The sequence below is a fragment of the Nodularia harveyana UHCC-0300 genome (assembly GCF_034931085.1).
Taxonomy (GTDB): Bacteria; Cyanobacteriota; Cyanobacteriia; order Cyanobacteriales; family Nostocaceae; genus Nodularia; species Nodularia harveyana.
In genome coordinates this window covers 1-15614 of record NZ_JAYGHG010000001.1, presented here as the reverse complement: position 1 = coordinate 15614, position 15614 = coordinate 1, and the positions used below count along the sequence as shown (strand labels likewise).

Here is a 15614-nt window from a genome sequence, read left to right as displayed (position 1 = left end):
GTTGTTTGTCCTCAAAGAATAGCCAATGACTAATGAGTAATGAGTAGAACCTATAAAGCCACTGGTATTAATCTCAAAGCCCAAGTCCTGGGAGAATCCGATAGAATAGTCACTATTTTGACGAAAGAATTCGGTTTGATTCAAGCAGTTGCACCAGGGGCGCGTAAGCAAAACTCTAGCCTGGGTGCTAGAACTGGTATGTTTGTGGTGAATGAATTACTGATTGCTAAAGGGCGATCGCTCGATAAAATCATACAAGCACAAACTGTCAAAAATTACCCAGGTCTGGCTCAAAATTTGGGGAAGCTGGCGGCTGGTCAGTATTTAGCCGAAATAGTCCTGTGTCAGGCTTTGAGTGAACAACCCCAAGAGGAACTTTACCAGTTACTCAATGAATATCTTGATCAATTGGAAGCATTACCCAGTCAAGATGCTGCTATTTATGCTCACTTAGCTCATGGAGTGTTTCACTTGTTTGCTCTGGCAGGTTTGTCACCTCAAGTACAAGCTTGTTGCTTAACTCACAACTCCTTAAAGCCGAACTTTACAGACCCTAACTGGCGTGTGGGATTTAGTGTGACTGCTGGTGGTACAGTCTGTTTAGAGGCTTGGGAAAATTTGCGAAAACAAAGAGATGAGCCAGGTCTATCTCCATCAGCAGATCACCCAAACTTAGATTACAAAACAGTTTTTCACCGAGAAGAAATACCAGTAATTTCTTGTCACTTGGATGCTACAGAATTAGCTATGCTCCAATATCTCTCACAACCAGAGATAATGCGAATGGAGGCCGCCAAAAATTATAGCTGGTTATCTGTTGAGCAGATTTTGCGCCAATATGCTCAATATCATTTAGGTCGCCCTATTCGCTCTGCTACCTTGATTGACTCTTATTTTGCCGCTAACCATGATGCAACCGTCTGATTTGGATAGAAAAATCCTGCCTTTGTCACCAAACCACACCAAAAAACAAAATCGGGTATCAGATCCTACAGCCAATAATCACTTGAGTGCTGTTTCTAAGTCTACAAATAGCCAAGAACAGCCAACACCAGATGTTACTCCCAATGTTCAAGAGCAGACACCAGAAATTAGTACAACTAATGTTCCCAAAGCATCCATAGCTGAGATAAATGATCATGGTGGGAGTTTGTCAACTACTTCCGAAACAGAACCAAGAGAATTAAATGGCTCTGGTGCTGGTGATGAAATAACACTAGAAAATGGAGAACAGCAAGGGTTTTTACCTGTATTAAAAAATCCTAATTTTTTGGCTCTTTGGGGTGGTCAACTTTTCTGCCAGATAGCAGATAAAGTATATTTAGTGCTGATGATTGGCTTAATTAATACTCAGTTTCAGGCCAGTAATCAAAGTATTAGCGGTTGGGTATCGGCTTTAATGATTGCTTTTACGATTCCGGCTGTACTGTTTGGTTCTGTGGCTGGTGTATTTGTGGATCGGTGGTCGAAAAAGACTGTATTGGTAACAACTAATGCCTGGCGTGGTATCCTCGTTTTGTCAATTCCTTTTTTACTGTGGTTAACTGATGATTGGCAACCCATTGGGATGTTACCTGTGGGTTTTGGGATAATTTTAGGTGTGACTTTTTTGGTTTCTACACTGACTCAGTTTTTTGCTCCAGCAGAACAAACGGCTATTCCTTTGGTGGTGGAGGAACAGCATTTACTTTCAGCTAATTCTCTCTATACGACAACCATGATGGCTTCGGTGATTGTGGGTTTTGCTATTGGGGAACCACTGTTAGCGATCGCTGATACACTGTGGCTACAAATTGGCGGTAGTGATGGATTCGGAAAGGAACTGTTGGTAGGTGGTAGTTATGCGATCGCTGGATTCATTTTGATGCTGTTGAAAACTAAAGAAAAACCCCACCACCCGGACACAGAATTTCCTCACGTTTTCTCTGATTTACGCGATGGTTTGTCTTACCTTAAAGCTAATTCTCTTGTCCGCAATGCTTTACTACAACTGACTATTTTATTTTCTGTTTTCGCAGCTTTAACTGTTTTAGCTGTGCGGATGGCAGAAATAATCCCTAACTTAAAAGCCTCCCAATTTGGCTTTTTACTAGCATTTGGTGGTATTGGTATGGCCGTTGGGGCGACAATTATCGGTCATTTTGGTCAACGCTTCTCCTACTCCCAACTCAGTCTCTGCGGTTGCTTAGGTATGTCAGTGACTCTAATTGGTTTATCAGTATTTGCTACACAACTAGGAATTATTCTACTGTTAGTAGGCCTGTTGGGTGTGTTTGGCTCGCTAGTTGGTATCCCGATGCAAACCACTATTCAAACAGAAACCCCTCCAGATATGCGTGGTAAGGTGTTTGGTCTGCAAAATAATGTGATTAATATCGCCTTGACTTTACCTCTAGCATTAGCCGGAGTAGCTGAAACATTGATAGGATTACCAGCAGTTTTTCTGGTATTAGCTGTAACTGTTTTCTTCGGAGGTTTATTAACTTGGCATAACTCTCATACCTAGTGATTACTCCATAATATATAATTCCAGATATTAGAAGTCACAGAGAGTTACTAAAAAAGTCTACTCTCATGCTAAAATAAGGCCAAAATCCATTATGGACTGGCTAGCTATCAATGAGATTCACTAACACGAACTTTATTATTAATAAATAGTTATTAACAAAATATCTGACCAGTCTAATTATCTGTTTTCATCTCTGGTCAATTAACTTTTTACCATCAGACGATACTTGTAATATTTAGGTGCAAAAGCTCTAAATCCACTGATTTAATAGTAATCTAGCTTGACTAGTTGATTTGAGTATTGTGGATTTTTATTCAGCTTTAAAAGCCAAGCAACTAAAAAAAATGATAATTCAAACCCGCTTTTCTGAATAGCGAATAAAGAATGCATATAGCCTGGATTGGAAAAAAATCACCCTTTTGTGGGAATGTCACCTACAGTCGAGAAGTTACAAATGCCTTGCATCGGAAACACCAAGTTAGTTTTCTACACTTTGCTCAAGAAGCATCAGAATCTGACAATTGGGAGAATTTTCAAGAAGTATCCCTACCTTTTCTTTATAAGTCCCAGGTTTACACAATTCCCACTTTGAAAGCGACGAAGGTATTAACAGATTCGCTACGGGAAATCAAACCGGATATAGTCCATGCTTCTCTGAGTTTATCGCCCTTGGACTTTATGCTCCCAGAGATATGCGAGCAATTAAAGTTACCTCTGATTGCGACTTTTCACACAGCATTTGCAGGTAAAGGGGCAAAATTCATCTCGGGAACACAGATGTTAGCTTATCAACTTTACGCGCCTTGTTTAGCGAACTATGACCGCGTGATTGTGTTTTCCCAAATTCAGCGCGAGTTATTAGCCAGTCTGGGTGTGAAGGAAAAGAAAATTGTCGTGATTCCTAATGGGGTTGATACTACGAAGTTTTCTCCAGGAGACTCGAAAATTAAAGAGGAGTTCAAGGCGGAACGTTTGTTTGTTTATCAAGGTCGCATAGCACCAGAAAAAAATGTGGAATCGCTGCTGCGGGCTTGGAAGCAATCACAAATGAGGTCTGGTAGCAAGTTGTTGATTGTGGGTGATGGTTCTTTGAAGTCTTCTTTGGAACCATTTTATGGTTCAGAATCTGGGGTGATTTGGTTGGGATTTGTAGCAGAAGAACAGCGACGTATCGATATTTTACGCGGTGCGGATGTATTTATTTTGCCTTCATTGGTGGAGGGGTTGTCTCTGTCTCTCTTAGAAGCAATGGCTTGTGGAATAGCTTGTTTAGCTACGGACGTGGGTGCAGATGGAGAGGTTTTAGAGGCAGGAGCGGGTGTAGTTTTAAAGACTAAGACTGTGCGATCGCAATTAAGAACCCTCTTACCCCTATTCCAAGACCATCCTGAGTTAACTGCTTTACTGGGGCTGAAAGCTAGACAGCGTGTTTTAGACCGCTATACCCTCAGTAAAAATATTATTCAGTTAGAAGAATTATATAAGGAAGTTTTAGCACAGTGGCCAGTAACTCTCAGTCCTAAAGTGTGAAATATTACCCTCCTGAGTGCAGTTTTTAGTGCTTATTCGTAAGTGCTTAATTTACCATGCTTAGGAAAAATATCCTGGAAATAGATTCCTGATTCATGAGGTTGTAGGCCGAGAAGGAGCGGGGGAAAGTCTTTGTGTTTACCAATTCCCAGCCTCTAATTTCTAGAATGCTGTATTAGAGGTTACTTTTACAGAAGTATGTCAAGTTTTTATCAAATAACTTTACAAAATGTAAGATTTATTTTACAATTCACTACATACTGAACAAACCTCATAACTAATTTTGAATATGGCTTTAACTATCCAGTCCGCTCAAAATATATTCTCTAATACTCAGGTTCCTAGCCCGATTCCCGCTACCATCGCCCTGTTTGATCAACTGAGTGTTGATGACCAATTGGCATATCTTTGGTACGCCTACACTGAAATGGGTAAGACAATTACACCCGCAGCACCTGGAGCCGCACGCTTGCAACTAGCAGAAAGTTTGCTCACCCAAATTAAGAAAATGCCCCAAGAAGAGCAAACACAAGTAATGCGTGATCTTGCTAATCGTGCTGATGCTCCCATTAGCCGTTCTTATGGTTTCTTCAGTGTTAATACCAAACTAGCTTTTTGGTACGAGTTGGGAGAATTGATGAAGCAGGGTGTGGTTACTCCCATCCCTAGTGGTTATCAAATGTCTCCTGGTGTGCAAGTAGTACTAGAAGCAACCAAGAAACTTGATCCAGGTCAGCAAATTACAGTGCTACGGAATACTGTAGTAAATATGGGCTTTGATACCTCTGATTTGGGGCCAAGTAGCTATCCTAAAGCCGTTGAGGAACCTGCATTTGCTCGTACTGCCCCATCTATCTCTTCAGTCAAAATTGATGGTGTGACAGAGCCTGCTGTACTGAGCTATATTGAAGCGATGAATGCGGACAACTTTGATAAAGCTATTAGTCTGTTTACTCCCGAAGGTGCGCTACAACCACCATTCCAAAAACCAATTGTTGGACATAAGGCGATCGCCAAATATATGCGCGAAGAAGCCCAAGGACTGAACATGATGCCAAAACAAGGTATCTGCGAAGATCAGCCTGATGGTTCTAAGCAACTTAAAATTACAGGTGTTGTTCAAACTCCCTGGTTCGGTGTAACTGTGGGGATGAATATTGCTTGGCGGTTCTTAATTAATCCCGAAGGCAAAATTTTCTTCGTAGCCATTGATATGTTGGCTTCTCCCGAAGAATTGCTAAATCTGCGTCGCGTTTAAATTTAACAGGCGATCGCACTCTTAGACATCGATAAAATTTAAATCCGCTTTTTTCAAAACAATTGTAGGGACGTTCTAGAGAATGTCTCTACTTTTTTTGTTGAGAATACCTAATCTTAGTATTTAAAAAAAAATTAATATTTACTCATCCCCGTGCCAAAACAGGAAAAACATCAAACAAATTAAAAGTGATATTTATGCTTATAAAAAGGGAATATTGAAGTTATAAGTTTATTTTCTTGAATCTTACCCTCATTGATATGACGAAACCAAATATTTCGGGAGATGAGAAGCAAAAATTTAAAAAATCTCGTTGGCCTCTATGGCTACCTTATCCTAGCTGTTGGCTAAAATCATTCGTTTTGACACTATTTCTCCGAGTGATTATATTTGTAGCTGAGATTTTAGTAAAAGTAGGCTACAATTTTGCTAATTTTACACGTAGTCCAGAAATTCTAGCTATATTCATCATAATAACCCTTCTCTCTCCAATTCCAGTTATTGCTTTTACCCATCACTTTATGCATTTAATTTTCAGTCGTTTTATTCCGGAAATTCAAGCACCAGAAATAGGTATGGTCAAAGGATTAATCCCCAAATTAATGAGTTGGTGGGAAGGAATATATGCTTGGCTTGTAATTACTTTATCTACGCTGATAAGTTTTTTAGTTTTGACTATTGTTTTACCTTTATTTCAACTTAGTTATGCAACGGCTGTTGAAAGCTACACACTATTTCAACAGACAATAATAGTAATATTTGGTTTTATGTGGTTAATTCAAGGAGCGCTCATTTACCAAATTGACTACTTAGTTAGACATCGTTTAATATCTGTGTATTCCAGAAAAGAAAAAATATAATTTTTTCTTATTTATCTAACAACCATCCCAAACTCGTCGGCTGTTCATAAACCCGCTTCAGAGTATTTACATCTCTGGGAGAAATAGGTGGCGGGTTGCGGACTTGGGAAAAGTATAAAGCATCCGTTGTTAAATCACTATGTCCCCAAATTCCTAAAGCGTGACCTAATTCATGGCGGGCTGCTGCTTCTAGAAATATACCTGTTTGGCTAGGACTCAATAAGATAGTGAAACGGTGGGATAAAATATTATTCTTGGTATATAACTCATAACTAGCTTGTGCAGAACGCGCACGGGGAAATTTATCACCACGGGAAAATTGCAGAGGTGGCGATTTTCGGAAAATATTAATATCAGCCATATCCGGCTGTTCCACCACAACTAAGGGCAAATACGCACTCCATTCTTCCACAGTTTGTAAGACAGTGCTAAACCATACTTGAGCTTGGTTATTACTCTCTTTTTGTGATTTTTCTATATATACTTTAATCGGAAATTGCGACCAGACTAAATAACCTACCTGTGTTTTTTCCACCTGGGAAAAGTAATCACCACTATTTGTCTGATCTTGCCATTGCGCTAGTGTGGGTGGTAGGGGATGAGGCGATGGTAAAATAGGGGTGCTTTGTACTACAGCATTAGAGGACAAGCTAGTAAAAATAATTAGCAGCCCTACGCCCATGAATAAGGACAGAACTGGTGACATACTCCTACACTGACTGAGTAAAGTACAGTGTAGGCTTCTCAGCGACTCCGGCTATTGCTTGGGACGTTAACTGAGCTTTAAGAACGGAATGCCCTACCGCTCTATTTTTGATGTTTATCGCTGCATTATGGTCACGGTCTAGACTGCATCCACAATGGGGACAGTCATGCCAGCGTTCATGCAGTTTTTTAGGAACTTTCACACCACAATTACAACAATCTTGACTTGTGCCGGACGCTTTGACTGGGATAACCAACAAACCAGCATTTACGGCTTTATTTGTCAGTATCGACAGAAAGCTTGACCATCCAGCATCAAGTACAGACTTAGCCAATCGAGTCTGTGCAAGCCCTTTTACATTCAAATCCTCAACAGCAACAACATCATATTTTGTTAATAAGTTGCTGGCAGTTTTGAAATGAAAATCTTTACGTCTGTCAGCAACTTTTTTATATTGCCGGCCCAGTTGTTTTACTGCTTTTAGTCTTCTGTTACTACCTTTTTTGCGACGGGAAACACGTTTTTGAATAACTCTTAAACGTTTTTGAGATTTACGGTAGTGTTGAGGTATATCAATGGTTTCGCCTTCAGAAGTTGTCAAAAACTCTTTTAAACCAACATCAATCCCAGTTATGGAATCTGGGTTAAAATCAGGCTTAATCGTTGGGACTGTCGCATCTTCCAGACTGAGAGTTAAATAGTAACCGTCAGCTTTTTTAGTGACTGAAGCAGTTTTGATTTTAAAACCATCAGGGACAGAACGATGCAAAATAATTTTTACCTTACCAAACATCGGAAGTTTAATTAAATTACCTTGCAAACATCCATCTTTTATTTGTGGATAAGTAAAAGTTCTATAACGACTCCGAGGCTTAAATCTGGGTCTACCACTACGTTTTCCGTTACTATCACCACTTAAGAAACGGTCAAAAGTTACCTTGACTCGCTTAACCATATCCTGCAAAACTTGTGAGTATATTTCACCGTAATGGGAATGGGTTTTCTTTAGCTTAGGTAGTGTTTTCTTTTGACTGTAGTAATTAGGATTATCCCGTAATTCTAGAAGATGACAAACAAGAGGACAAGCGTTGATAGGACAACGATTTTGCTCATACCAGTTAAACCTGTCAGCCAACAGATAATTGTATTGAGCGCATAGCATAGACAGCCATCGGTCTATCTCAATGGCTTGTTGCTTTGTTGGCCGCAGCTTATATTGGTATGCTGTTCTCACTTGTTTTCCCTCAACCACTATGGCTATGATAGTATAAAAGTGACAACAATGGGTAGACAAAAATGAAAACTACTAGATTAAATGTCAGAATGTCGGAGCGCAGATTAAATAAACTTCGTTCTTATGCCGTAATCAAAGATAAGACAGTTACACAGATAGTAGAAGACTGGGTTGACAGATTACCAAATACACTTGTGTTGAGCGAAGTCGAAACAGAGATTGTTAAAAACGACTCTGACCCCCTTCCTGTCAATCCTGCGGATTGAATTGGTCAGAGGTCACGGTTTTTAACCGCCTTACATCTCACCACTGAACAGAGTACCGTTTCAGTAAGAGGCTTGGGGCGGAAAAGCTAATAATCGTGGGATATTAAAATTTTGCTTGATATTAGGTTTGGGGTATGAAATTTCACTTCCCATTATCCTATTCCCAGACGTTTATCGAGACAGCCAACCGGCACTTAAAACCACTGTTAAACTCATAAATATAACTGTGAGCGCCCAGGTGATTCGGTTTAAGGTATCCTCTGCGCTTTTGGTGCTGCTGAATAATTGGGTTTGTCCACCAATGGCAATTCCATCACCTTTGGGGCTATGTAGGAGTACTAAAATAATTACACCTAAAGCAGAAAGCGCCCAAACAATTTGCACAATATTAGTAGCTGTCATAGTTAAGAATCTCTCTCATAACAAATTTTAAATTCAGACCAGAAGTTAGGAGTGAGAAAACTTTTCACTCCTAAGCTTGTTTACATACCAGCTTCTACAGGGGTACGAGTGGTTTGCACATCATATCCGGCTGGTGTCAATAGCGATCGCCCAGTCATTTCTGACGGTTGCGGCAGCTGTAAAATCTCTAGAATTGTGGGTGCAATGTCTGCTAGCTTACCATCGCTTCGCAGGTGAACATTTGTACCATGTCCAGGGATTTTCACAGTTTCTCCTTCTACTAAGATAAAAGGTACTGGGTTAGTAGTGTGAGCTGTCCAGGGATTACCTTCTTCATCTAGCATATACTCAGCGTTACCGTGATCAGCAGTAATAAGTGCTGTACCTCCGGCTTTACTGATGCTGGTGAGTAAGCGACCTAAACAGTGATCCACTGCTTGAATAGCTGTAACAGTGGCTTCTATTTGACCAGTATGCCCTACCATGTCTGGGTTAGCATAGTTAATCACTACTAAAGAGTAAACACCCTTTTTAATCGCGGCGATCGCCACATCAGTGACTGCTTCTGCCGACATCGTTGGGGCTTTGTCGTAAGTTGCTACCATTGGACTACTTACCAGTTCGCGGTCTTCCCCAGCAAAAGGTTCCTCTAGTCCCCCATTAAAGAAATAGGTGACATGGGCATATTTTTCAGTTTCCGCAGTCCGAAACTGCTGCATCCCATGATTAGCCACCACCTCACCTAAAATATTACTCAAATTTTGCGGTTCAAAAGCTACAGCCACTGGTAGGTCTGAATCGTATTGAGTAAAAGTAGCAAAGGACAACGGCTGAATTTGTTGTCTTTCAAAGCCAGTAAATTTGGAACTGACAAAAGCCTGGGTCAACTGTCTGGCGCGGTCTGGGCGGAAGTTGAAGAAGATCACACCGTCCCCTGCTTCTATTGCGCCAGGGGCAATCCGGACTGGATTGATAAACTCATCCTTCACACCCTCAGCGTAAGATGCTGACAAGATTTCCTCAGCCTGACGACCATCAACCGTAGTATCTTGAGTCATCACGTTGTATGCACGTTGTACCCGATCCCAACGGTTATCCCGATCCATAGCGTAGTAACGACCACTTAGGGAGACTATGCGTCCAATTCCCTTCTGGTCTATCTGATCCTGCAATAGCTTGATGGCTTTAATCCCCTCCGTAGGGGCTGTATCACGACCGTCGGTGATGGCGTGGATACAAACTTGTGAAAGTTCGTGTTTCTTGGCTAAATCTAGTAGTCCGAAGAGATGGCTGAGATGAGAGTGTACCCCTCCCTCAGAACAAAGACCCACTAGATGTAACTTGCCATTTCCAGAACTAACTTTCTGGCAAATTTTGACAAGTGCTGGATTATTGAGAATAGAACCATCTTCCACCGCATCCGAGATGCGTACCAATTCTTGAGGTACTACTCTTCCAGCGCCAATATTCAAATGACCTACTTCCGAGTTGCCCATCTGACCTTCTGGCAACCCTACGGCTTTTCCTGATGTGCTAATGAGGGTGTGCGGGTAAGCTGTCCATAAGCTTTCCATAATGGGAGTTTGAGCAGCGACAATTGCGTTTCCTCGCTGTTCCTCACAGTGTCCCCACCCGTCTAAAATGACTAGCACCACAGGAGCAACAGGTGCTTTGGTCATAGTAAAATTGCCCTTTACTTTTTGTAATATCCGAATAATACCACTGCTAATCACCAGTGCAAGTGAATTTCTACCTATTAATTAGGGGAATTTTATTTCTATTGACTAAAAAAGTCATTAGTTAGTAGTAGCCTTTAACGGCCACTACTGGGCAGTTAATCATTTACTTTTTCCCGAAGATTTAGCGGCTTTAGCAGCTTTTTTAGCAGCTTTTTCGGCAGCTATGGCAGCTAATTTAGCTTGTTCCTTTTCTTCGGCAATTTTATCCAGGTAGTAATGGTAATCTCCTAAGTACACACGGAATTCACCGTCGCGGATTTCGACAATTTTGTTAGCTACTTGGGAGATAAAATAGCGGTCGTGGGAAACTACAATGGCTGTAGCATCATAGTTCTTTAAGGATTCTTCCAACATTTCTTTAGCTGGAATATCTAGGTGGTTGGTCGGCTCATCTAAAATCAGGAGATTGGCTGGACGTAATAGCATCTTCGCCAATGCTAAACGTGCTTTTTCTCCTCCACTTAATGCCCCTACTGGCTTAAATACTGTCTCGCCTGAGAACAAAAATCTTCCTAACAGTCTGCGGACTTCTTCGTTTGTCCAGTCGGGAACTTCATCATGGATGGTTTCCATGACTGTTTTCTTTAAGTCCAAGGCTTCGGCTTGATTCTGCTCAAAGTAGCCGGGAATGACATTATGATCGCCTAATTTAACAATGCCTTCTGTGGGTGGTTCCATACCCATGATTACCCGTAGGAGAGTAGATTTACCCGCACCGTTGGGGCCAAGAAAGGCAATGCGATCGCCTCTTTCTATTAAGAGGTTGCTGGCTAAAAATAAGATTTTATCATCATAAACATGAGTTAAATCTTTAATTTCCACTACTTCCCGTCCACTGCGGGGTGCGGGAGGAAAGCGGAAGTGCAGGGTTTTCACACCCGCAATAGGTGCATCAATGCGCTCAACTTTTTCTAGTTGTTTTTCCCGGCTTTTCGCCTGGGTACTGCGAGTTGCACTGGCGCGAAATCTGTCAACGAATGTTTGCTGTTTCTCTAGTTCCTTCTGTTGGCGTTCGTAGGCGCTGAGTTGTGCTAGTTGATTTTCGGCTTTTTGTTCTAGGTATGCTGAATAGTTACCCAGGTAGGTGGTAGAAACACCACGTTCTGTTTCCACAATGTGAGTGCAGAGGCGGTCTAGGAACTCCCGGTCATGGGAGACGATTACCATTGGTGTATTCAGATTTTTCAGGTAATTCTCTAGCCACTCAATGGTTTCTAAATCTAAATGGTTTGTCGGTTCGTCCAGTAGTAAGAGGTCGGGTTTTTGCAGGAGAATTTTACCTAAACTCATCCGCATTTGCCAACCCCCGGAGAAAGCACTCACGAGGCGATCGCCATCTTCAGCATCAAACCCCATCTCTGGTAAAATTTTCCCGATGCGTGCATCTAAGTTATAGCCATCCAGGGCTTCAAACTGACGCTGTAAGCGATCTAGTTTATCAATTAGTTTATCCAGTTCTTCTGGGGTCGCCGTTTCCATATCGCGCTGTACTTGCGCCAGAGACATTTGTACTCTATTGGCTTCTTCAAAGACGATCCAAAATTCTTCTCTGACTGTGCGACCGGGATCTACTTCAAACTCTTGGTTGAGGTAGGCTATGTGCAAACTGGAGGGACGAACGATTTCGCCGGCGGTGGGTTCTATTTCCCCAGTGATAATTTTTAGCTGGGTGGATTTTCCCGCACCATTGACACCGACTAAGCCAATGCGATCGCCAGGTTTGACTTCCCAGTTGATATCTTTGAGAACCTCGCCTGTGGGATAAATTTTACTGATATGTTCTAATCGCAGCATCAAGTTTCTCTCAGCTAGGGTATGGGTAGTTAAGGACGAAGTGCTAACACCGTCTTCAATATTAACAATAATTAACTCAAGTTTATGCTTTTTTGCACTCTCTGAGAATGGGGAGGTTTAAACGCAGAGGTTCGCTAAGGTTAACGCAAAGATTCGCTGAGGTTTTATTAGTCGTTATCAGGTTTTTGTGTAGCCTGTCTGACATCTTCTACACTCAGTTCTAAAGCTGCGGCTATTTGCTCTACAGTTAATCCTGCGGCTAACATTGGTGGAACTGCTTTTAATTTGCCTTTGCGTTCGCCTTCTTCCTCACCTTCTTGAAAGGCTTCCTGATAAAATCTGGTTTGCTTTAACTCACTTAATCCAAACATGGCTTCTATGTCCTCCCTGCTCATTTGGGGTAATTTGTAAACCAAGATTGTCTCTATTAATTGTAATAACTGTTGTTGTCGCTGCGAGTTAATTTCTTGTTTGGTTCTGCGGATTAACTCTTTACCTTGTGCGATAGCCTGATCTTCGTTAGCAATGATTAATTTAATAGTAGCAATGCCAATGGGTAGCGACGTAGATTCACCTAATTCATCCAGATAAATCCGCCTAACTCGCTCACTTGTGAAGAACTCTTGGTAATGTTTAATACTACTTATATCTATACTCCTCGTTGGGTATAGCACCACCGCACTCCAGTCATTTTGGGGTTGATTTTGCCGGAGGTACAAACATACTTCCGCAAACAGTCGTGAGTAAATTTCACCATCCGCTTGAAATTGCACTTCCACAAAATAAATTGGGTTTTCTACTGTTTGTATAGGTAGAAAAACACCATCAAGTCGGAAGGACGTTTGTTTAACTTCAACTGAGGAAAATTGATACTTATTAGCTTCTTCAGGAGAATTACCAATGAGTTCAAAAAAGATGCTAGGGATTTCTTGAAATAGGCGATAAAAGATGCTGTCTGTTTTCATAAAGATGGAATTTTAAACGCAGAGGTTCGCTAAGGTTAACGCAAAGGTTCGCTGAGGTTAGAGAAAGCTGACATTCTTACCTTTGCGCCTTTGCGCCTTTGCGTGACACTCCTCTTCTATTTTAATTTGGTGACCAAGGACCAATGACGATTTCACCTTGTTTTTCTTTCTCGGCTAATTCTAAATTTAAGGTCAGCAGTTTTTCTAAAATATCATCTTTGATTTTAAAAATATATGCTTGCATTACTAATTTATCTAACTGTTCATGTAGTTGATAAAGTTGGCTGCTGGGTTCGTTAAAGAATTTATTATATAGTGTCGTGATTCCCCATTGTTTCAACTCCATTTGCTGAGTCCGATATTGATGGATTTCTTCAGCTTTACTGCGGATTTTATTGACTAATTTAGCATCAGGGTTTTGGGGAAAGGGGAATGTTTCAAAGCAGCTATTGTGAGTGTAACGAGTATCACCCTTTAAAGTTGAACTTTGAGCTTTTACCCAAACGCGATGTACTTCAGATGTGAGGATACCCAAAATATAAAAATCATCTGATGCCATAACAATATTTAAATCACCAGGGAGCCAATTTAAAGGTGCTGGAATAAATATAGCCCATTTTGAAACTCTGGGTACAGTGAAGTAAAAAGATAGAGATGAAATTGCTATTCTCATTTCGGAACGATGACGCAAGAATTTCCACCAATATTGTCTTGCTTTAGCATCTCTATTATTATCTCTCTGTGGTTTCACAGTTTTTTTAATGTATTCAAATGGTAATTTATAATCACTAGCATCCTCAATGCTCATATCATTAAAATCAATAATCCATCTTTCTGGTTTTCCCAGAGGATTTTTAGCTAAATTCGCACCCATTGAAAACAGTTTTAAAACCTCTTTATTTTTACCACTAGCTTTTATCCATTCCTCTACTTGTTCTTTGGTTACAATAAAACCCTCACCTACAGGAATCACACCCTGAAAGCATTTATTGAGGTTTGCTTTTAAACGCACAGCTTGAGAAACATCAATACTAGATTTCAGTGCAGAATTTATTTGTGAAACTATCTGATTATCTAAATAATATTTTTCCGGTTTATCCCTACACCAATTCACAATACTCACATGAACCTTAGCTTCACCCGACCAAGGTTGTGTCGAAACAGCCTCATGAATATAACCATGATTTTGAGTAATATAATCTAAAGCTGCAACCCTGCTTTTACCTTGACTAATAGAGTTAGTCGCAACTAAACCGACTCTACCTTTTTCATCAATATTTTCATGAGCTAACCGAAACCAATAAGCACAAAAATCTACTGAATCTTTCACATCAGAAAAGCGTTTAAAAACTTTATCTATATATTCATCACCTAACGCTGTTCTAATATGTTTCCCACCTAAAAATGGCGGATTACCAATAATTGCATTAGCCTTTGGCCATTCACTAAATAAAGCATCCTGACGAACAATATTTTTATCCAAAGAATCCAAAGGTAAGGGAGGCTCAGTTAATTGTAAATTATCAATTGCAATCTTCCGCGCAATCATCAATGTAACCCTCGCCAATTCCACCGCAAAGGGATTCGTATCCATCCCATAAAATTGCAGAGGAGTCACCAAACCAATCAGCATTTGCTTATCTTTTGATTTTCGACGCAGTTGTAACTTCTTTAATAGATCATTTTCAATTCTTTTCAGTTCCTGATACGCCATATAGAGAAAATTACCAGAACCACAAGCCGGGTCAAGAACGCGATAACTTTGTAATTCTAATTGCAGTTGAGAGAGTTGTTTAATAGAATTAGCTCCATCAATTCTATCTTCCCAATAACGGCTAATAGTCGGGCGGACAATTTTCATAATATCCGCTTCCGAGGTGTAATGAATACCCTTCGCGTGACGCTCTTTTTTATCTACCGTCCCTTCAAATATATTGCCAAAAATAGGCGGACGTACCTGACTCCAATTCTCCTTAGCTGAGACATCTAAAAAATTCAATTCTTCCCTAGTCAATTCAATCGCTTGAATGTGGGAAAATAAGCCGCCATTAAAATAATCTACACCTTGATAACGTCCGGCTGGCGTTTTTCCTGGTTGATTCATTTCCCGAAATAAACCACCCAAAACATCATAAGAACTTGCGCCACTCATGCAGTCCTGAACACAGGAAATAAACATATCACGGGTTGACACTCCTCAGCCTAAAGGCGAGAGGATTCTTCATTCATAGACCCAACTTGCTCATACAGGATTTCTCCAGTATGAGTAGAGGTCGAATCTCCTGAAGCGTTCACCTCGACTACGCTCGGTGAGCGAAGCCGAACCGAAGTTCCCGTATGCCCTACGGTAC

12 protein-coding genes and 1 pseudogene are annotated in these 15614 nt (G+C 40.8%); 6 read left to right on the top strand and 7 right to left on the bottom strand.

All coding sequences use genetic code 11. The features are described 5' to 3' along the window. The first annotated feature begins 39 nt into the window (after positions 1–39). The 5 genes from recO to VB620_RS00045 all read left to right on the top strand — a co-directional run bounded on the left by recO (position 40) and on the right by VB620_RS00045 (position 6157). The gene (recO, locus tag VB620_RS00065; RefSeq protein ID WP_323194080.1) at positions 40–924 is read left to right on the top strand and encodes a DNA repair protein RecO; all 885 of its coding nucleotides are present in this window, start codon (positions 40–42) and stop codon (positions 922–924) included. After that, positions 911–2506 (top strand): MFS transporter, encoded by a 1596-nt coding sequence (locus VB620_RS00060; protein ID WP_323194376.1) that lies wholly within the window; start codon positions 911–913, stop codon positions 2504–2506. Before recO ends, VB620_RS00060 begins: the two co-directional genes overlap by 14 nt. A gap of 387 nt (positions 2507–2893) precedes the next feature. Beyond that, the gene (locus VB620_RS00055) at positions 2894–4039 is read left to right on the top strand and encodes a glycosyltransferase family 4 protein (protein WP_323194079.1); all 1146 of its coding nucleotides are present in this window, start codon (positions 2894–2896) and stop codon (positions 4037–4039) included. A gap of 289 nt (positions 4040–4328) precedes the next feature. Beyond that, positions 4329–5297: an orange carotenoid protein N-terminal domain-containing protein gene (locus VB620_RS00050; protein WP_323194078.1), complete on the top strand. Its 969-nt coding sequence runs from the start codon at positions 4329–4331 to the stop codon at positions 5295–5297. A gap of 260 nt (positions 5298–5557) precedes the next feature. Continuing rightward, the gene (locus tag VB620_RS00045) at positions 5558–6157 is read left to right on the top strand and encodes a hypothetical protein (protein WP_323194077.1); all 600 of its coding nucleotides are present in this window, start codon (positions 5558–5560) and stop codon (positions 6155–6157) included. 7 nt (positions 6158–6164) lie between these two features. Here VB620_RS00045 and VB620_RS00040 read toward each other — a convergent pair whose 3' ends face one another. Beyond that, a complete protein-coding gene (locus VB620_RS00040; protein WP_323194076.1) occupies positions 6165–6863 on the bottom strand; it encodes a peptidase in 699 nt (232 codons plus the stop codon). Positions 6864–6867: 4 nt separating this feature from the next. Beyond that, positions 6868–8097, bottom strand: a complete 1230-nt coding sequence (locus VB620_RS00035) for an RNA-guided endonuclease InsQ/TnpB family protein (RefSeq protein ID WP_323194075.1) — start codon at positions 8095–8097, stop codon at positions 6868–6870. A 62-nt stretch (positions 8098–8159) separates the two neighbouring features. On the opposite strand from VB620_RS00035, the gene VB620_RS00030 reads away from it, so the two are divergent. Then, complete coding sequence (locus VB620_RS00030) at positions 8160–8363, top strand: hypothetical protein (protein WP_323194074.1); 204 nt, start codon at positions 8160–8162, stop codon at positions 8361–8363. Positions 8364–8534: 171 nt separating this feature from the next. Here VB620_RS00030 and secG read toward each other — a convergent pair whose 3' ends face one another. The 5 genes and pseudogenes from secG to VB620_RS00005 all read right to left on the bottom strand — a co-directional run. Next, positions 8535–8765, bottom strand: coding sequence for a preprotein translocase subunit SecG (secG, locus tag VB620_RS00025; protein WP_323194073.1), 231 nt, complete (start codon positions 8763–8765; stop codon positions 8535–8537). 80 nt (positions 8766–8845) lie between these two features. After that, positions 8846–10444 (bottom strand): 2,3-bisphosphoglycerate-independent phosphoglycerate mutase, encoded by a 1599-nt coding sequence (gpmI, locus tag VB620_RS00020; protein ID WP_323194072.1) that lies wholly within the window; start codon positions 10442–10444, stop codon positions 8846–8848. Positions 10445–10603: 159 nt separating this feature from the next. After that, positions 10604–12298 (bottom strand): ABC-F family ATP-binding cassette domain-containing protein, encoded by a 1695-nt coding sequence (locus VB620_RS00015; RefSeq protein ID WP_323194071.1) that lies wholly within the window; start codon positions 12296–12298, stop codon positions 10604–10606. Between the two features lie 167 nt (positions 12299–12465). Continuing rightward, positions 12466–13263 (bottom strand): Rpn family recombination-promoting nuclease/putative transposase, encoded by a 798-nt coding sequence (locus VB620_RS00010; protein WP_323194070.1) that lies wholly within the window; start codon positions 13261–13263, stop codon positions 12466–12468. Between the two features lie 121 nt (positions 13264–13384). Beyond that, positions 13385–15448 (bottom strand): annotated as a pseudogene (locus tag VB620_RS00005) (class I SAM-dependent DNA methyltransferase); the annotation flags it as partial. Positions 15449–15614: the final 166 nt, after the last annotated feature.